Below are 17,785 nucleotides of genomic sequence, written 5' to 3'. Positions count from 1 at the left end.
TCAGGCTGGCCGCCCGGCCGCCAGACAGATGTCCAGCGCATCCAGGTATTCGCGCCTTGCATCGCGCGTCAGCATCTTACTGTTGTGCCACAGCAGCGTCATATCGCCGGAATACGCGTGGCACGTGGCCGCCAGGCGGCGCACGATCTCCGGCCGCTTCGCCGCGGGCAGCGCCATGTACTGCGGCGACATCAGCGTGGTCTCCATGAGCACCAGCGGCCGCTCGCGCAGGCGCAGCGCCCGCCGGCCGACGATGTCGTACACCGGGTATTCGTGGCAGGTGCCCGCCCGGAACCCGGGGTGGTCGGCGAAACAGACGCTGCTGTCGTAGTCGAGTCCGGCGGCGTCCCAGTTGGCCCACGTGGTGCCGGCGCACCAGCGCAGGAAGTGCTGCCGCCCGCCCCAGCACGCCTGCTCGACGCCGCATTCACGCGCAGCGTCGACGAGGGTGCGGAACTGGCGCGCGGTCTCCTCCGGATCGAGGTAGGTCGCGAAGCTCGGGTGCAGGCCGACCTCGTGGCCGCGCTCGCCGATCCGCTTCACCAGGCCGCGAACCCACGGATGCGCCATCGTGTAGTCGGCGTCGCGGCGGGTGTCGCCGCCGGTGATGAAGTAGAAGGCGCTGCACAGCCCGCGCTTCTCGCTCTCGCCCATGATGAAGTCGAAGGTGTCGAACGGATCGCCGGCGTAGTGATTGCGGGCGCCGGTGAGGCTGGAGCGCAGGCGCCGCCAGGCGAGACCCGGATCGCGGCGCGACAGCACGTCACCGGCGAGCGCCGAGGCCAGCCGCCGCGGCGTCAGCCCGAGCGCGAACAGCGGATTGTCGACGTCGTGGCTGACGAAGAAGCGGTAGCTGCGCGGCTTGCGCACCAGCGCCGGCCACAGCCGGCGCAGGCAGGCCCAGAGGCATTCGACGTATTCGTCGACCAGCGGCCGCTCGAGCACGCCTTCGCTGTACAGCAGCGAGGCCTGCGCCGGGAAGCGGTCGTGTTCGTCGCGCCGGCCGGGACCCGGCACGCCTTCCTCGTAGCGCGACAGCAGGAAGAAGGCGGCGCCCGGCAGGTCGAAGCGCACATGCAGGCCGGCGGTGGTCTCCTCGACCGCGGCCCCGTCGGCCGGCCCCCAGGGCGCGACCAGGGCGCTCGGCACGAAGGCCGGCAGGCCGAGCCATTCCGGCACCGGCAAGCGCGGCAGCGGCGTCGGCGGCAGGCTGGCCTCGCCGAGCCAGTCGGCGTCGGCGCGCGCGAAGAAGCCTTCGGCGAAACTCAGCTCGCGCGTTTCGCCGGGCATCGACACGCGCGCGAGCGCACCGTCGTCGACGACGACCTCGACCTCCAGGCCGAGGCGTTCGCGCAACAGCACCGCGAACGCGTAGCGGCGCTCGGCCGCGGCGCTCGCCGGGATGCGGACGGTCAGCGCGGCCATCAGTCCTTCCCCCGCAGGACGAGCAGCGCCTGGCGCAGGCGCATCAGCATCGACGGCATCCGCGAGACCCGGAAATACGGCGTCTGCACCGCGCCGAAGCCGCGGAAGAAACGTTCGATCGGCGCGACCATCGAGCCCTCGAAGTCGAAGCGCTGCACCTTCTCCGACGCCTCGACGATCGCCGACCACATGCACAGGCTGGTGGCGCCGCTCTTGCGCAGTTCGGGATCGCCGCCGCCGACGAGGTAGTAGGCGCAGTGGTCGTCGCGGACGATGTAGACGCCGGCGTGGGCGCGGCCCTCGCCGTCACGGGCGATCACGATGCTGCGGGCGTCGTTGGCGACGCAGGCGGCGTCGAGCCGGCGCAGGAAGTCGCCGGAATACGGCAGCGGCCGGCCCTGGCGCGCATAGGTCAGCGTCGCCAGCCGGATCATCTCGTCGATCGTCGGCGCCGGGTCGATCACCAGCCCGGCGCGGCTCTGCGCCTTGCGCACTTCGCGGCGCACGTTCTCCTGCAGGCCCGCCCACAGCGCGTCGCGGTCGGCCAGCGACGGCAGCACGTAGGTGTAGCGCGTGGTCTGCCGGAAGCCGGCCCAGTGCAGCGGCAGCCAGTTGCCCGCATGCGGTCCCCACTGCTGCTGCAGGTAGTCGTAGGGCAGCAGCTGCGCATAGAGCTCGGCGATCAGCTCGTGCTCGTTGCCGAGCCGGGTCGCCGGCTTGCCGCCGGTTTCCGCGAACCACGGCCCGAGCCACGAGGTCAGCGGCGCATGCTTGACCAGGCGGAAACCGGCGCGCTTGCGGTAGACGTAGGGCATCGTCGCGAGCACCTGGCCGCCCTTCTCGACCAGCGACACCTGCCAGCCGTCGGCACCGGCGACCGCGTCGAGCCACCAGGGACGGCTGAACAGCGGGATGCGCGTTTCGGTCGCGCAGAACTCGCGGTAGCGCGCCTTGCGCGCGGCCGGCGTCACGACGCCACCCCGTCGCGGCGGAATTCCGGCAGGCCGCCGCCGCGGCGGCCGCAGCCGATCCACTGCCCGATCCGTGCGACCAGTTCCGGCGAGAAGTCGTTGTAGCGCACCTGCATCACGTTGCCGGCCGGGAAGCGGGCGCAGTCCTCGGCGATCTGCGCCTCGATCCGCGCCACCTGCGCGCGCACCATCGCCTCCTCGTCGAGCGACAGCAGCTCGCGGTAGCCGCGCGGCTTCACGCTCCACCACTCGCCACGGCCGATGCCGCGGCTGCGGCGCGCCGCCAGGATCGACCTCACGGTCGGCTCGGTATCGCGCACGACGTGGATCAGGCGCGCGTCCGGGAAGGCCTTGAGAATCAGGCGCAGGCGCTGGCCGGCATTGAGGTTCTTGAACATCAGCGGCCTGTCGAAGCGGTTGACGACCGCGGTCAGCTCGCGGCGGATCGCGGTGACGATCGCCGGCGTCGCCTGGTCGTCGTCGACGAAGTGTTCGTCGCGGTCGAGCCAGCGGTACCAGAAATCGCCGCATTCGCTCGGCGCGTGGTCGCCGTAGGCGCTGGTGTTGCCGAGTTCGGCCTTGAAGTTGTCGTGCGGGCGGTCGCCGAAACGCGCCCGGCTCAGCGCGAAACCGTGCAGCAGGTTGCGGTGCCAGCGGCAGACCAGGTTGTCGATGTACAGCACGTCCAGGTCGTTGGTCAGCGCCTGGTAGAGGATCGTCGATCCGGTGCGCGGCGCGCCGATGATGAACACCAGCGGATGCCGCGGCGCGCCCTCGCCGAGACGCCGCAGTTCGCCGGCCTCGCGCAGGCGCAGCAGCGGCGCCGCCATTGCGTAGCGGGCGCGGGACAGGCGGCGGGCGAGCTTGCCGATCATGGATTGCGGTAGTTCACGTGCAGGCGGCGCAGCAGGCGGGCGCGCTCGGGCACCGGCGGGCCACCGCCGCCGCGCCGGCGCAGCAGCTTCAGCGCACCGTGGAAGCTGCGCCGCCAGTCGGCCTCGAAACGGCCGACCGGGCGCGTGCGCGTCGTCGCCCGCGTGTAGCCCAGGTACTGCATCGGCAGCGCGCAGGTCACCTCGATCCGGGCGATGTCGGCCTTGCCCATCTCGCGCAGGAACTTGCCGGCGTTGTCCTTCATCGTCGCGGCGTCGAGGTTCTTCCACTCGTGCACCGGGCGCACGACGTTGTCGTCGACCTTCGCGGCCGCGGCCGACAGCTCGACGCCGAGGAAGCCGCACAGCCGCGCCAGCGTCGCCTCCTCGTCGGCGATCAGCTCCTCGTACGACACCCGCGTGCAGCGCGCGCCGAGCGCGGCGGCGACGCGGATCGAGCGCACCTGCTCGTATTCCCACAGCCGCGCATGCTCGATCACGTCGCGCGAGGCGCCGGGCCGGCGCGTCTGGCTCAGCACGAAGTCGCGCGGGTCGCGATACAGGTAGATGAAGCGGGCGTCGGGCAGGCGCGCGGCGATGTCGAGCGCGAACTCGTACAGCCAGTTGTCCTTGCACAGGTAGCCGCTGCGGCCGGCGTCGCCGGCGTAGCGCTGCATCAGGTAGTCGGAAAGCAGCACGCTGTCGCGCGGCCGGCCGGCGAAGGCGGCGACGACCTCCGCGACCGTGTAGCGGTACTTCCACGGCGCGAAATGCACGTAGCAGAGCTGAAGCGCGTCTTCGACCAGGGCGGCGAAATTGCGGTCGTCGGCCAGGTCGCCGTAATACGGCTCGCGGTAGTACAGGTGCTTCAGGAACTGCGCCGGCGCGGGTCCGACGTAGACCTGCTGGCGTTCGGTGATGCGCTTGCGCAGCAGGTTGGTGCCGCTGCGCTCGGACGCGATCAGGTAGACGGGTCCTGCGCGGGTCATTTCTGCCGGGCCTCCAGTTTCGCGTCCATCCGGCGCGCGATCGTGTTGATCGACACGATCTGCGCCAGGAACATCGCCGACGCGGCCAGCGAGTAGATCAGGAACATCGGCTCGAGGGTGTCGAAGAACAGGTGGGCGATCCAGATCGACAGGAAGGTCGCGATCACCAGCGCCACCTGGTAGACCAGGCCGAGCTCGTTGCTGCCGATCACCGCGAAGCCCGGCAGGCAGCGCGACACGAAACCGACCAGCAGCACCGGCATCAGGTACAGGGCCAGGGTGTCCAGCGGCGCCCATTCCTGGCCGAACAGCCGTCCGTAACCACCGAGCAGGCAGAAACCCGCCATCACCGCCGACGCCGCCAGCGAGCCGAGCGCCAGCTTCGAGGTCAGCCGGCCGACGAGCTTCCCGACCGGCTTGCGCTCGGCCAGCATGCGCGTGACCTTCTGGATGAACACCGTGTTGATCGAGCCGGACGCGAGCACGATGGGCGCCATCAGCGTGCGGTAGACGAACGAGTAGTAACCGGCGGCCTGCACGCCGAACCAGGTCGCGATCAGGAACACCGGCAGCTGGGTCGAGAATGAACTGGTCAGCACCGCCGGCAGCGAGAACTTCAGGAACTTGTCGTGCCGGCGCATCCAGAAGCCGATCCGGTGCAGCGGGAACGCGCGGAACAGCCGCCCCTCCACCTGGTATTCGATCACCAGCGTCGCCGCCACCGCGATCGCCGTGCCGGCGAGGAAGCCGTAGACCAGGCCGTGCTCGAAGCGGTACAGCGCCGCCGAAACGCCGACGATCGCCAAGGCGCGCACCAGCTGCACGAGCACCGTGTGCTTGTAGCGCTTCTCGCGGTTGCGCTTGAACGCATAGGTCTGCAGCGCGGCCATGCCGAGGGTGATCGCGCCGATCTCCCACCAGAAGCCGGCCCAGGCCTTGCCGGTGACCAGCCAGGTGCCGAGGATCACCAGCGAAAGTGCGACCGAGATCGCGGTCGCCAGGCTCAGCGCCGTCCACAGCGCCAGGTTCGCGACCCGGTCGCTGCGCGGCAGCAGGATCGTCATGTCGTAGCGGCAGGGCGCGGCGACGCCACCGACGGTGGCGATGCCGAGCACGATCGCGAAGGCACCGAACTGCGACGGCGTGTACAGGCGCGCCAGCAGCGCGATGCCGATGAAGTTGATCGCCTGCGCGGCGGCGTTGCCGACCGACAGCGTCGCGGCGTTCTTCAGGAACGACATTGCACCACGGCTTCGACGACGCGGCGCTGCGCGGCCTCGTCCAGGTACGGATGCATCGGCAGGCTGAGCACCCGCGTCGCCAGGCGGTCGCCGACCGGCACCACCGCGTCCGGATCGGCCACCGCCGGCTGCCGGTTCAGCGGCGCCGGATAATGCACCGCGGTCGGCACGCCGGCCTGCTTCAGGTGCGCGGCGACGGCGTCGCGGCCGTCGACCTGGATCGTGTACTGCGCCCAGGCGCTGACGTTGCCCGGCGCGAGCTGCGGCAACTGCACGAAATCGCCGGCGCCGGCCTCGGCGAACAGGCGGGCATAGCTGTCGGCGACGCGCTGGCGGGCGGCGATCTCGTCGTCGAGGATCTCGAGCTTGGGCAGCAGGATCGCCGCCTGCAGGGTGTCGAGCCGGCTGTTCACGCCGACCCGGACGTGGTGGTAGCGGCGTTCCTGGCCGTGGCGGGCGATCTGCCGCATCACCTTCGCCAGCGCCTCGTCCGCAGTGAAGATCGCGCCGCCGTCGCCGTAGCAGCCCAGCGGCTTGCTCGGGAAGAAACTGGCGCAGGCGATCGTCGTCAGGTTGCAGGAACGGCGGCCGCGATAGCTGGCGCCGAGGCTCTGCGCGGCGTCCTCGATCACCGGGATGCCGTGGCGGGCGGCGATGGCGTCGATCGCGTCGTAGTCCGCGCACTGGCCGTACAGCGACACCGGGATGATCGCCTTCGTGCGCGGCGTGATCGCCGCCTCGAGCAGGGCCGGGTCGAGGTTGTAGCTGTCGGCGTCGACGTCGACGTAGACGGGCCGGGCGCCGAGCAGCGCCGCGGCCTCGGCGGTGGCGATGTAGGTGAACGAGGGCGTGATCACCTCGTCGCCGGGGCCGACGCCGAGCGCCATCAGCGCGATCTGCAGCGCGTCGGTCCCGTTGGCGACGGTAATGCAGTGCGGCGCGCCGGTGTAGGCGGCGAGCTTTCCCTCGAGCTCGGCGACCTCCGGGCCGAGGATGTACTGGCCGTGCGCGAGCACGCCGGCGATACCGGCCTCGATGCGGTCGCGGATACGCGCCTGCTGGGCGGCGAGATCGATGAAGTCCATCAGCCTTCCTGCCTGGTCAGCACGCCGCCGGCGAGCACGTAGCGGGCACCGGTGTGCGGGCAAACCGTTTCGCCGTCGCCCTGCACCGGCAGGTCGAGACGTTCGCCGAACTCGCTCATCCACGCGACCTGGCGCGCCGGCACGCCCACCACCAGGGCATAGGCCGAGACGTCGCGGTTGACCACCGCGCCGGCGCCGACGAAGGCGAACTCGCCGATCGTGACGCCGCAGACGATGGTGCAGTTGGCGCCGAGGGTGGCGCCGCGCTTCACCAGCGTGTCGCGGTACTGGTCCTTGCGCTCGATCAGGCCACGCGGGTTCACGACGTTGGTGAACACCATGCTCGGACCGCAGAACACGCCCTCCTCGAGCGTCACGTTGTCGTAGACCGAGACGTTGTTCTGGATCTTGCAGCGGTCGCCGATGAGCACGCGGTTGCCGACGAACACGTTCTGGCCGAGCGAGACGCCGGCGCCGATGCGGGCACCGCCGCAGACGTGCACGAAGTGCCAGACCCGCGAGCCCTCGCCGATCTGCGCGCCGTCGTCGACGATCGCGCTCGGATGCTGGTAGTGCGCCACGTCAGACCCTCCCGGCGAGGAAGGGATGGCCGTCCGCGCCGGCCGCCACCGGCGCCAGCTTGCGGATCGCCGAAACCGTCTCGATCGCGACGCGGTTCTCGTCCAGGCCGAATCCGCGGCCGGCGAGGATCTCCTCGTAGCTGCGCGTGTGCAGGTCGGTGAAACCGCCGGAGAACTCGATCTCCTCGCCGCCGACGGTGATCGAGCGGTAGGTGCGCTGGCCGGCCTCGCGCTGGGGCGCCGGCACGTCGGCGACGTCGACCGACAGGAACCAGCGCACGCGGGCGCGCTCGTATTCGAGGTAGCCGGCGGCGCAGGTCGGCGTCGCCAGGTGCACGCGGTTGTCCTGCAGCGCCCCGAAGATGAAGTGCAGCATGTCGAAGAAGTGCACGCCGATGTTGGTGGCGATGCCGCCCGACTTCTTCTCGTCGCCCTTCCAGCTCTGCAGGTACCAGTTGCCGCGCGAGGTGATGTAGCTCAGGTCGACCTCGAACTTGCGATCGGCCGGCGCCGCCGCGACCTTCTCGCGCAGGGCGATGATCGACGGGTGCAGGCGCAGCTGCAGGATCGTGTTGATCCGGCGGCCGGTGTCGCGCTCGATGTCGACCAGGCCGTCGATGTTCCAGGGGTTGAGGACGAGCGGCTTCTCGCAGATCGCGTCGGCGCCCGAGCGCAGCGCGAAGCGCATGTGCGCGTCGTGCAGGTAGTTCGGCGAGCAGATCGACACGTAGTCGACCGCGCGCACGCCCTCGCTGCGCCGGCGCTTGTCGATGTGGCGGTCGAAGCGCTCGAACTCGGTGAAGAAGTGCGCGTCGGGGAAATGGCTGTCGATGATCCCGACCGAATCATTCGGGTCGTAGGCGGCGACCAGCTGGCCGCCGACGGCCCGGATGGCCTGCATGTGCCGCGGGGCGATGTACCCGGCGGCGCCGATCAGCGCGAACTTCTTCATTTGCCGCGTTCCCTCCGTTGCCCTTCTGGGCTCACAGCCGCGCGTCGACCTCTTCGGCCGGCAACAAACCCTTGATGTCGTACACCACCGCCCGCCCGTTCGCGAGCGCCCGGATCCCCTCGGCGCCCAGCGCCCGGAACTGGTCGTGCGCCACCGCGATCACCACCGCGTCGTAGGCGCCAGCCTGCGGCGGTTCCGCGAGCAGGTCCACCCCGTATTCCCGGCGGGCCTCGTCGCGGTCGGCCCAGGGATCGTGGATCGCCACGTCGGCACCGAAGCCGCGCAGCTCGTCGACCAGGTCGACCACGCGCGTGTTGCGCAGGTCCGGGCAATTTTCCTTGAACGTGAAGCCCAGCACCAGCACCTTGGCGCCGGCGATCGCATGACCCTTGTGGATCATCAGCTTCACGACCTCGGCCGCGACGTGCCGGCCCATCGCGTCGTTGATGCGGCGGCAGGCGAGCAGGATGTCGGGGTAGTAGCCGACGCTCTGCGCCTTCTGGATCAGGTAGTACGGGTCGACGCCGATGCAGTGGCCGCCGACCAGGCCCGGCTTGAACGGCAGGAAGTTCCACTTGGTGCCGGCGGCCGCCAGCACGTCCTGGGTGTCGATGCCCAGGCGGTGGAAGATCATCGCGAACTCGTTGATCAGCGCGATGTTGGCGTCGCGCTGGGTGTTCTCGATGACCTTCGAGGCCTCGGCGACCTTCAGGCTCGGCGCCTTGTGGGTCACTTCGACGATCGCGCGGTAGAGCGCGTCGACGAAGTCGGCGGTCTCCGGGGTCGATCCCGAGGTCACCTTCGGGATGTTCGTCAGCCGGCGTTCCTTGTCGCCCGGATTGATGCGCTCCGGGCTGTAGCCGACGGTGAAGTCGACGTTGAACTTCAGGCCCGAGCTGGCTTCCAGTTCCGGCACGCAGACCTCCTCGGTCGCGCCCGGATAGACGGTGCTCTCGTAGATCACCAGGTCGCCGGCGCGCAGGTAGCGGCCGATCATCCGGCTGGCCATGATCAGCGGCGTGAAATCCGGATGCTTGTGCTCGTTGATCGGCGTCGGCACGGTGACGATGTAGGTGTTGCGCCCGGCCAGCGCGTCGGCGTCGGCGCTGAAGTTCAGCTTTTCGGCGTGCGCGAACTCTTCCGGCGAGACCTCGAGCGTGTGGTCCTCGCCGCGGCGCAGTTCCTCGACACGCGCGGTGTTGATGTCGAAGCCGAGGGTGTCGAATTTCCTGCCGAACTCGATCGCCAGTGGCAGGCCCACATAGCCGAGGCCGATCACGGCGATCCGGGTATCGTCGAACGAACGCATGCGTGTATCCCCTGTTTGCTGCGAAAGCCGGTGGACGGCTGTGTTGTTTTCTTCAGACACGGTAATAGTCGCGGTACCACTGCACGAACCGCGGCACGCCGACTTCGACCGGAGTGGACGGAGAATAGCCGGTATCGGCCATCAGGTCGGTGACGTCGGCGGCGGTGTCGGGCACGTCGCCGGGCTGCATCGGCATCAGCTCCATCACCGCCTTGCGGCCGATCGCTTTCTCGAGCAGCTCGATGTACCGCAGCAGCTGCACCGGGCGCGCATTACCGATGTTGTAGATGCGCCAGGGCGCGCTGCTGGTCGCCGGATCCGGCGCGTCGCCGCGCCAGCCGGCAGCGGCCGCGGCCGGACGGTCGAGGGCGCCGACGACACCGGCGACGATGTCGTCGACGTAGGTGAAGTCGCGGGTGTGGTGGCCGTGGTTGAACACCGGGATCGGCCGCCCCTCGATGATCGCCCGGGTGAAGCTGAAGAAGGCCATGTCCGGCCGGCCCCAGGGCCCGTAGACGGTGAAGAAGCGCAGGCCGGTGCACGGCAGGCCGTAGAGGTGGGCGTAGCTGTGCGCCATCGCCTCGTTGGCCTTCTTGGTCGCGGCGTAGAAGGTCAGCGGGTGTTCCGTCGGCTGGTGCTCGCTGAACGGCAGCGCGGTGTTGCCGCCGTAGACCGAACTGGTGCTGGCGAACACCAGGTGCTGGACGCCGTGGTGGCGGCAGCCCTCGAGCACGTGCAGGAAGCCGGTGAGGTTGCTGGCCGCATAGACGTGCGGGTTCTGCGCCGCGTAGCGCACGCCCGCCTGGGCGGCCAGGTTCACGACCCGCTCCGGCCGGTGGCTCGCGAACAGCTGCTCGACCGTGGCCCTGTCGGCGAGGTCACCGGCGACGTGCGTGTAGCCGGGCCGCGCGAGCAGGCGGTCGAGCCGCGCCTGTTTCAGGCCGACGTCGTAGTAGTCGTTGAGGTTGTCCAGCCCGATGACGTCGTCGCCGCGGTCGAGCAGGACATGGGCGACGTGGGAACCGATGAACCCGGCACTGCCGGTGACGAGGACTTTCATGTGTGCGATGGCGCTCCTTGCGAATTCCCTTCCCTGCCCCGGCGCGGCGGCATCAGGGCGATGCCGGCGAGCACGCCGGCGGTCGCCAGCATCGCCGTCGTGCGCAACGGATAGTCGACCAGCGAATGCACGCCGAGCAGCAGCAGGCTGATGCCGGCGGCACGCGCCAGTGCACGCACACGCGGGTCGCGGCCTTCACCGGCCGCGAGCAGGCGGCGCCGGCGCAGCAGCCAGACCACGACGCCGGCCGCCGAGACCAGCACCACCGCCGCGGCGGGCCAGCCGCCGTCGAGCCAGAGCTCGATGTAGTCGTCGTGGGCGTGGTTCACGAAGCTGCTGCCGAAGGCGGGATCGGAGGCTTCGAACGCGCGCCGGAAACTGCCGAGGCCAGCGCCCCAGGGCAGGTGTTCGTCGGCCACTTCGAGCACCGCCGGCAGGTAGAGCAGACGCGCGTCGTCGAGCGGATCGCGTTCGAGCCGCTTCAGGATGCCGATCAGCGCGAACTGGATGCTCAGCACCAGGCCGGCAGCGATCGCCAGCAGCAGCCAGCGGCGGCCGCCGCGCTGGCGCGACAGCATCGTCACGACGATGCCGCTGGCGATGAAAGCGATCATCCCCATCAGCAGGCCGGCGCGCGAACGCGCCATCGCGATGCCGAGGATCAGCAGGATCACCACGCCGGCGCCGACCGCGACGTCGACCCCGCCGCGCGAACGGCCGCTCTCGATGTGCGCCTCGCGCAGCAGGGCGGTGCCGATCACCACCACCGGCAGCGCGACCGCGAGCAGGCCGGCGAAGTGGTTGCGGTTGGCGAACAGGCCGACGGCCTCGCTCTCGTTGGTGATCGCGTACGGGCGCAGCAGCGAATCCGGGCCGGCGCCGAGCTGGGCGATGCCGAGCACGACCGACACCACCGCCACCGCGACCAGCACGATCAGCAGCGCATTGCGCCGGCGCTGGTCCATCTGCAGCGTCGCCAGGTACAGCGCGACCGCCGGCAGCAGCCAGTACAGCGCACGCTCGGTCGCCACCGGCGACAGGCTGATCCGGTGCAGCGGCGACTCGACACCGGCGGCGGCGAGGTCCTCGCCGAGCGCGGCGCGCACCGGCACCGCGTTCCACAGGCCTTCGGGCAGCGGCAGCAGCTGCAGCAGCGGCAAGGCGAGCAGCGGCGCGACCAGCCACGCGATCGCCGGCAGGCGCGCGGCGGGTGACTGCACATGGCGCCAGACCACCACCCCGATCAGCAGCAGGGCCAGCAGCTGGCAGAAGGTGTCGCCGAGGGTGCCCTGGCCGCCGCCCAGCACGAGACAGGCCAGCAACAGCAGCAGGCTCAGCGTCGCATGCAGATTTCGGGAGTCGGCAGCTGGCATCCGTGCCTCACGGAGAGTCGGCGTCGCGGGGGAGAGCCGAGTCTAAACGACACAACGAAAAAGGGCCGCTCGAAAGCGGCCCTTTTCTTCGACGGGCGATCAGCGCTTACGGGCTGACCGGCTCGTCGTCGTCGCCTTCGACCACGAAGCCGACGGTCAGGACGACGCCGCCGATGATCAGGGCCTGGGTCAGCGCCGAGACGCCGGCACCACCCTCACCGACCGCCTGGGCGAACTGGGCGCCGACCGGCTGCATCGCCAGCTGCGCGCCGGCGCAGGTCGACTGCTCCGGAACGACGATCATCGAACCCGGCTGGGCTTCGAGGACGCAGCCGTCGTTGAAGGTGATCTGGGCGCTGGCGCCTTCCATCAGCATCACCTGGTCGCCGGCCTGCAGGGCCTGGGCGTCGGTGGCGGTGACGAACTCGTCGCCGGCCTTGACCAGCACGGTGCCCTCGATGCCGTCGATCGAGGCGAGCGGCGCGGCGGCGAACGCCGGGGCGGCTGCGAACAGGGCGGCAGCGACAAGGGCGCGATGGATCTTGGTCATGGTCGGTCTCCAGGCGGCTCGAGGCCGTTTCATGGTTGATGGCGAAACTGGGCGCGAGAATAACCCCGCTTCCGGGCTTGAAGCAAGCAGTTCGTCACGCTGCGTGAAAGTCTTACGCGGCTCGCGGGGATCAACGGACACGGGTGATGCGCAGGTCGTCGAACCAGGCATGGCCGCCGATCCGCTGCTCGGCGGCGATGCGCGCCGGGTGGCGCAGAACCAGCCACTGGCCGACGCAGCCGTTGGCCGGCACCTCGAAGTCGACCTCGAAGCTGCGCCAGTCGCCGTGACCCTTCAGCGGCGCGGTCCGCGCCAGCGGCGTGCCCGGGCGGCTGAAGCAGGCGACTTCCCAGACCAGGCCGGGCTGGGTGCGCAGGTTCTGCGGGCGCGCGCGGCCGGTCAGCCGGTAACTGCCCGGCGGCAGCGCCAGCAACTGGCGCACGTGCGAGAACGGCACCCGGCGGTCCTCGAAGGCGACCCGCAGCGCGACTTGCCCGTCGGCGCCGGTGACCGCGAGGCGGTCGATGCGGGCGCCGGCGATGCGGGTGAAGCGCCAGTCGAAGCCGCCGCGCCGCGGCGCCCATTCGAAGCTGCCGTTGTAGACGTTGCCCAGCCGCTGCAGGTGCTCGGGCGGCAGGGTCGAGGCCCAGGTCACGTAGGCCTTGCCGATCTGGCCGTCGCGCACCAGGCGGTCGGTCCACGCGCCCAGTTCGAGGTCGGACAGGCCGCCGGGGCCGTTGCGCAGGGCATCCATCAGCGGCGCGACCGCGAGACTGTCGGCGGCGTCGCGGGCGATCGCGATCACCACCCGCTGCCGCCACGGCGGCTGCCGGCCGAGCAGTTCGGCGAGCGCCTGCTGGGCCGCCGGCACCGCCGCCAGCTGCGCCATCAGCGGCGTCAGCTTCGCGACCAGCGGCGGCGACACCCGCATCAGCGCATCGACGCGGGCCAGGGCCGGCGCGACTTCGCCGCGGCTCAGGTGGTAATCGACCAGCCAGGCCTGGGCCGACAGGTCACGCGGCGTGCGCCGGATCGCCAGGGCATTGAGGAAGGCGGCGCGCTCACGGTCGCCGGCGGCGGCGGCCAGCTGGGCGAGGACGCGGAAGGGCCGGCCGTCCAGCGGCTCGCGGCGCAGGGCCTCGCGGGCGTGTTCGGCGGCGGTTGCCGCGGCAGCAGGATCCGCAACCGCGGAAGCGGCGGCGGCCGGTGCCACGGCCGCATCGGCGTCGTCGCTGGCCGCGCCCTCGCCCGCCGCGGGAACCGCGCCGGTCGCGGCGGCCAGGCGCTCGGCCTGGCGCAGGTTCGCGCCGGGGTGGTCGCCGCGCCACTGCAGCGCCCGCGCCGGATCGACGCCGGCGAGCTGGTCGGCCATGCCCAGGGCCAGCACCCGCCAGCCGGCGAACAGCAGCACTGCGGCGATCGCGGCCAGCGCCAGCCGGCCGTGGACGCTGCCCTCAGTCGACCTCATGCAGCACCTGCGCGATCTTCACGAGCCCCTCGTCGAGCACCAGTTCGAAGCGGATGACCCCGGAGCTGCGGTCGGGCAGCCACAGCCCCGGCTTGCGCACCGAAACGTTGTAGCGGGCGAGCACGGTGACCCCGTGCTGGCGCTGGAACAGCGCGGTCGGCACCAGGCTCAGCTCGCGCTTGCGCGAGTTCTCGAACAGGTCGCGGTAGTCGGCGGCGATGGCGTCGCGGCCGCCGCGGTTGTTGCGGGCGTCGCGGGTGAACAGCGACATCAGCAGTTCGAGGTCGCCGGCGGCATAGGCGGCCTCGAACTGGCGCATCAGGGTCTGGGCGCGGGCGTCGTCGATGCCGAGGGCGTCGGCCGGGGCCGGCGCCGCGGTGGCGGCAGGCGCGGCAGCGACGGGCGAGGCAGCGAAGGGCGAGGCAGCGACCGGCGAGGCAACGGCAGGCGCAGCAGCCACGGGCGGCGCCGCGACCGGCGCCGCGATGGGCGCCGGGGCGGGCGCGCTGGCCCCCGGCGCGACGGCCACCGGGCGCGGGGCCGGCGGCGTCTCCGCAGGAGCCATCGGCGCGGCCGCCACCGCCGCGGACTCCGCGACCGGGGCGACGCGCACCGGCGCCTGCGCCGGCGCCGGCGCTGGCGACGGCGCTGGCGACGGCAGCCGCTCGGTACCGGCCCCCGGGGCCGCGAGCGCCGGCGCCGGGAGGGCGATGCCGTCGTCCTTCGCATGGCGCGGCGCGGGCGCCGCCGCGGGCACATCGTCGTGATGGGCCGGGTCGACGGGGGCGATCACCACGCGATCGGCGACCGCGAAAAGTTCGGCCTCGCCCGCTTCGGTCACCGCGGCGAGGTCGATGCCGCCGGCCTCGCCAGCCTGCAGCGCCGCCAGCGCCGCGTTCTCCGGCGCCGGCACCGGGGCGATGCTCGCCGGCGGCGCGATCGGCCGCGCCTGCCCGAGGTTGCGGCCGTACCACATGATGCCGAGGATGCCGGCGGCCACCAGCGCCAGCATCGACACCACGATCTGCGGCAGGTAGCGGCCGCGCCGGGCCGGCGCCGGCGGCGCCGTCTCGTGCAGCATCAGCAGCCGCGGCGCCGGCGACGGCGGCGGCGGGTAGTCGTAGGCCGGCGCCGGGTGCTGGCGCTCGGCGTCGTAGGCGCGGCGGCGGGCCGGCGTGCGCAGGTCCTGCCAGGCCCGGTTCACCCGGTCGGCGTAGGCGCTCTCCCAGCCATCGTGGTTGCGGTCCGGGTGCAGCCAGTGCACCAGCAGGCGGTAATGCTCCTTGATCCGCGCGTCGGCCGCGTCCGGGGTGACGCCGAGCACCCGGTAGCTGTCGGCCTGCGGCAGGAACTGCAGCTGCTGGATGTAGAACGAGGCCGCCTCGACCACCGTCTCGACGGGCTCGCCGCAGGCCCGCGCCGAACTGGCGGCGAGCGCCTCGTCGCCGGCGACGATCCGCAGCAGCACCGTCATGTCCGGCGGCAGCGGCCGCGCCAGCGCCGCCGCCAGCAAGGCCGGCACCCGGTGACAGGCCAGCGCCTGTTCCAGTGCCTGCGTGCCGGCCGGTGTCCGGGCGCGCGCGTCTTGCCGGGTCCCGGGGCTCATGGCGTCCTCAGCGCGTTCCCAGCTGCTTCTGCGTCTCGCCGGAGGCGCCGTACGAGTAGTAGCTGTAGCCGCCGTAGGCGTAGCCGCCCTGCTTCGAGCTGTACTTGGTCAGCAGCGCGCCGATCACGTGCGCGCGCGCCGCGTACAGGCGCTTGAGCGCATTGCGGGCGACCGAGATGCGGGTCGAGCCGGCCTCGACGATCAGCAGCGTGCCGCTGGCCATGTTCGCCAGGATCGGGGCGTCGGCCAGGCCCATCACCGGCGGGCCGTCGATGATCACCTGGTCGTACTTCTCGCTGGCCACCCGCACCAGCGCCACCATCTTGGCGCCCATCAGCAGCTCGGCCGGGTTCGGCGGCAGCGGGCCGGTCGGCATGAAGCTCAGGTTCGGGACGTCGGTCGGGCGGATCACGTCGACGGCCTTCGCGGCGCCGGCGAGGTAGTTGCTCAGGCCGGTGCTGTTGTCGCTGGAAATCATCCGGTGCAGCGACGGATTGCGCAGGTCGCCGTCGATGATCAGCACCCGCTTGCCGAGCTCGGCGAAGTTGCGGGCCAGGGTCAGCGCGGTGGTCGACTTGCCCTCGGACGGGGTCGCGCTGGTCACCAGCAGGCAGCGCGGCACCCCGGTATCGGTGGAGAACTGCAGCGCGGTGCGCACCGAGCGGTAGGCCTCGGCGAAGGCCGAGCGCGGGTCGGCCAGCGCCTGCGCCGGGGTCATCGGCGCCTTCAGGCGCGGGATCACGCCGAGCACCGACTGGCCGAGCAGGCGCTCGATGTCCTCCGGGCTCTTCAGGCTGTCGTCGATCAGCTCGAACAGGAAGGCCAGCAGGATGCCGAGGAACAGGCCCAGCAGCAGGCCGATCGCCAGGTTCAGGCCCAGGCTCGGGCTGTGCGCGAAGCGCGGGCGCTCGGCGCTGTCGACGATCGAGATGTTGTTGGTGCCGACGCCGCCGGCGACGCCGATCTCCTTGTAGCGCTGCAGCAGCGCCTCGTACTGCTGGCGGTTGGTGTCGACCTCGCGGCGCAGGATGTTGAACTGGATGCTGCGGCTCTGCAGATCCAGCACCTCGTCCTTGACCGTGTTGATCTGGTTGCGCAGCAGCTGCTCCTGCGCCAGCGCCGCCTGGTACTCGGCGCGGATCGAGAGCTTGATGTTGGCGACCTCGGTGGCGATCAGGCGGTCGAGCTCGTCGATCTGCGCCTGCAGCTGCTGCATTTCCGGGAACGCCGGCTTGAAGACGCTCAGCTTCTCCTGGTACTGCGCCTGCAGCCCGGCGCGGGTTTCCTGCAGGGTCTGGATGATCGTGCTGCCGAGCACCGAGCTCAGGCCCATGCCGCTGGCGGCCTCGGCCTGGCGCCAGCGCGCCTCGGCACGGATGCGCTCGTCCTGGGCCTTGGCCAGCGCCGTGTTGAGTTCGGCCAGGCTCTGCGCCGGCAGCGGGGTGCCGTTGGACGAATCGACGATGCGCTCACGCTGGGCGAAGGCGACCAGTTCCTTCTCCGAATCCTCGAGCTTGATCTTCAGCTGCTCGAGCCGCTCTTCCAGGTAGGTCTTGGCGTAGGACGAAGCCTCGAAGCGGCGCTCGAGATTGCTGGCGATGAAGGCCTCGGCCAGCGCGTTGATCACCCGCTGCGAGAACGCCGCGTCCGGGCTGTCGAAGTGCACCCGCACCAGGCGCGAATTGCGCACCGGCTCGACGCTCAGCCGGTTCAGGAACGCGGTGATCATCGCGCTCTGGCGGTCGGACTCGGCGGCCTCGGCGACCGCGGCATCGACCACGGTGTCCTCGTCGCCGCCGCCGGAGCCGAACAGCGCCTTCCACGGCGAGGGCGCGGTCATCGCCTGGTAGGCGGGGTCGTTCTCGAGGTCGAGTTCGCTGATCACCCGCTGCGCCAGCGAGCGGCTCTTCAGCAACTCGTACTGGGTCATGTAGAAGTCGCCGCCGACGCCGGATTCCTCCGGCGTGAAGCCTTCGACCTGCACGACCTGCATGGTGTCGCGCTCGATCTGCAGGGTCACCGAGGCGCGGTAGATCGGCGTCATCAGCAGGGTGCCGACCAGGGCCGTCACCAGCACGATGGCCAGGGTCGCCAGCACCGTCCAGCGGCGCTTGACGATGACGCGCCAGTAGTCGAGCAGGCTGATTTCGTCGCCGCCGTCGCCGTTCTCGGGCGGCGAGACCTCGGTGCTCAGCGGCCGGTCTCGCGGAAGCGCCAGCTGGCGGTTCGGCTGCCCCGCGGGGGTGGGAAGGCCGGAGGCGTCGTTGGTATCGATGGCGTCAGTCATTGGCCGGGGGGTCCAG

General features: G+C 71.1%; 15 protein-coding genes. All 15 read right to left on the bottom strand.

The window, feature by feature from the left end:
• Entirely contained in the window at positions 1-1,425 is a 1,425-nt protein-coding gene (locus K311_RS15725; protein WP_051239615.1) for a polysaccharide deacetylase family protein, read from the bottom strand.
• Positions 1,425-2,396 carry a GNAT family N-acetyltransferase gene (locus K311_RS0106395; protein WP_026816626.1) on the bottom strand — a complete coding sequence of 324 codons (972 nt, stop codon included), beginning with the start codon at positions 2,394-2,396 and terminating at the stop codon, positions 1,425-1,427. Before K311_RS0106395 ends, K311_RS15725 begins: the two co-directional genes overlap by 1 nt.
• Positions 2,393-3,271 carry a sulfotransferase family protein gene (locus K311_RS0106390; protein ID WP_026816625.1) on the bottom strand — a complete coding sequence of 293 codons (879 nt, stop codon included), beginning with the start codon at positions 3,269-3,271 and terminating at the stop codon, positions 2,393-2,395. Before K311_RS0106390 ends, K311_RS0106395 begins: the two co-directional genes overlap by 4 nt.
• Entirely contained in the window at positions 3,268-4,257 is a 990-nt protein-coding gene (locus K311_RS0106385) for a sulfotransferase family protein (RefSeq protein WP_026816624.1), read from the bottom strand. The genes K311_RS0106390 and K311_RS0106385 overlap by 4 nt, the downstream gene beginning before the upstream one ends.
• Entirely contained in the window at positions 4,254-5,498 is a 1,245-nt protein-coding gene (locus K311_RS0106380) for a lipopolysaccharide biosynthesis protein (RefSeq protein ID WP_026816623.1), read from the bottom strand. Before K311_RS0106380 ends, K311_RS0106385 begins: the two co-directional genes overlap by 4 nt.
• Positions 5,486-6,583, bottom strand: coding sequence for a DegT/DnrJ/EryC1/StrS family aminotransferase (locus K311_RS0106375; RefSeq protein WP_281168212.1), 1,098 nt, complete (start codon positions 6,581-6,583; stop codon positions 5,486-5,488). The genes K311_RS0106380 and K311_RS0106375 overlap by 13 nt, the downstream gene beginning before the upstream one ends.
• Entirely contained in the window at positions 6,583-7,164 is a 582-nt protein-coding gene (wbpD, locus tag K311_RS0106370) for a UDP-2-acetamido-3-amino-2,3-dideoxy-D-glucuronate N-acetyltransferase (protein ID WP_026816621.1), read from the bottom strand. The genes K311_RS0106375 and wbpD overlap by 1 nt, the downstream gene beginning before the upstream one ends.
• Position 7,165: 1 nt before the next feature.
• Positions 7,166-8,116, bottom strand: a complete 951-nt coding sequence (locus tag K311_RS0106365) for a Gfo/Idh/MocA family oxidoreductase (protein ID WP_026816620.1) — start codon at positions 8,114-8,116, stop codon at positions 7,166-7,168.
• 31 nt (positions 8,117-8,147) lie between these two features.
• Entirely contained in the window at positions 8,148-9,425 is a 1,278-nt protein-coding gene (locus tag K311_RS0106360; protein WP_026816619.1) for a nucleotide sugar dehydrogenase, read from the bottom strand.
• Positions 9,426-9,477: 52 nt separating this feature from the next.
• Complete coding sequence (locus tag K311_RS0106355; protein WP_026816618.1) at positions 9,478-10,485, bottom strand: NAD-dependent epimerase; 1,008 nt, start codon at positions 10,483-10,485, stop codon at positions 9,478-9,480.
• Entirely contained in the window at positions 10,482-11,858 is a 1,377-nt protein-coding gene (locus K311_RS0106350) for an O-antigen ligase family protein (protein ID WP_043818006.1), read from the bottom strand. Before K311_RS0106350 ends, K311_RS0106355 begins: the two co-directional genes overlap by 4 nt.
• A gap of 106 nt (positions 11,859-11,964) precedes the next feature.
• The gene (locus tag K311_RS0106345) at positions 11,965-12,408 is read right to left on the bottom strand and encodes a hypothetical protein (RefSeq protein WP_026816616.1); all 444 of its coding nucleotides are present in this window, start codon (positions 12,406-12,408) and stop codon (positions 11,965-11,967) included.
• A 130-nt stretch (positions 12,409-12,538) separates the two neighbouring features.
• Positions 12,539-13,876, bottom strand: a complete 1,338-nt coding sequence (locus K311_RS0106340) for a tetratricopeptide repeat protein (protein WP_026816615.1) — start codon at positions 13,874-13,876, stop codon at positions 12,539-12,541.
• Positions 13,863-15,482 (bottom strand): J domain-containing protein, encoded by a 1,620-nt coding sequence (locus K311_RS0106335; protein WP_154659467.1) that lies wholly within the window; start codon positions 15,480-15,482, stop codon positions 13,863-13,865. Before K311_RS0106335 ends, K311_RS0106340 begins: the two co-directional genes overlap by 14 nt.
• A 7-nt stretch (positions 15,483-15,489) precedes the next feature.
• A complete protein-coding gene (locus tag K311_RS15720) occupies positions 15,490-17,769 on the bottom strand; it encodes a GumC family protein (protein WP_043796936.1) in 2,280 nt (759 codons plus the stop codon).
• Between the last annotated feature and the right edge of the window lie 16 nt (positions 17,770-17,785).

The sequence above is a fragment of the Arenimonas composti TR7-09 = DSM 18010 genome (assembly GCF_000426365.1).
GTDB lineage: Bacteria > Pseudomonadota > Gammaproteobacteria > Xanthomonadales > Xanthomonadaceae > Arenimonas > Arenimonas composti.
Note: the sequence above shows the minus strand (reverse complement) of the source record. Positions and strands in the feature narration are given on the sequence as shown.

Bases quoted from the DNA above. Each gene is read 5' to 3' on its own strand.
- K311_RS15720 (WP_043796936.1), bottom strand. From the start codon at position 17,769: ATGACTGACGCCATCGATACCAACGACGCCTCCGGCCTTCCCACCCCC.
- K311_RS0106345 (WP_026816616.1), bottom strand. From the start codon at position 12,408: ATGACCAAGATCCATCGCGCCCTTGTCGCTGCCGCCCTGTTCGCAGCC.
- K311_RS0106380 (WP_026816623.1), bottom strand. From the start codon at position 5,498: ATGTCGTTCCTGAAGAACGCCGCGACGCTGTCGGTCGGCAACGCCGCC.
- K311_RS0106340 (WP_026816615.1), bottom strand. From the start codon at position 13,876: ATGAGGTCGACTGAGGGCAGCGTCCACGGCCGGCTGGCGCTGGCCGCG.
- K311_RS0106385 (WP_026816624.1), bottom strand. From the start codon at position 4,257: ATGACCCGCGCAGGACCCGTCTACCTGATCGCGTCCGAGCGCAGCGGC.
- K311_RS0106350 (WP_043818006.1), bottom strand. From the start codon at position 11,858: ATGCCAGCTGCCGACTCCCGAAATCTGCATGCGACGCTGAGCCTGCTG.
- K311_RS0106365 (WP_026816620.1), bottom strand. From the start codon at position 8,116: ATGAAGAAGTTCGCGCTGATCGGCGCCGCCGGGTACATCGCCCCGCGG.
- K311_RS0106390 (WP_026816625.1), bottom strand. From the start codon at position 3,271: ATGATCGGCAAGCTCGCCCGCCGCCTGTCCCGCGCCCGCTACGCAATG.
- K311_RS0106360 (WP_026816619.1), bottom strand. From the start codon at position 9,425: ATGCGTTCGTTCGACGATACCCGGATCGCCGTGATCGGCCTCGGCTAT.
- K311_RS0106355 (WP_026816618.1), bottom strand. From the start codon at position 10,485: ATGAAAGTCCTCGTCACCGGCAGTGCCGGGTTCATCGGTTCCCACGTC.
- K311_RS15725 (WP_051239615.1), bottom strand. From the start codon at position 1,425: ATGGCCGCGCTGACCGTCCGCATCCCGGCGAGCGCCGCGGCCGAGCGC.
- K311_RS0106335 (WP_154659467.1), bottom strand. From the start codon at position 15,482: ATGAGCCCCGGGACCCGGCAAGACGCGCGCGCCCGGACACCGGCCGGC.
- K311_RS0106375 (WP_281168212.1), bottom strand. From the start codon at position 6,583: ATGGACTTCATCGATCTCGCCGCCCAGCAGGCGCGTATCCGCGACCGC.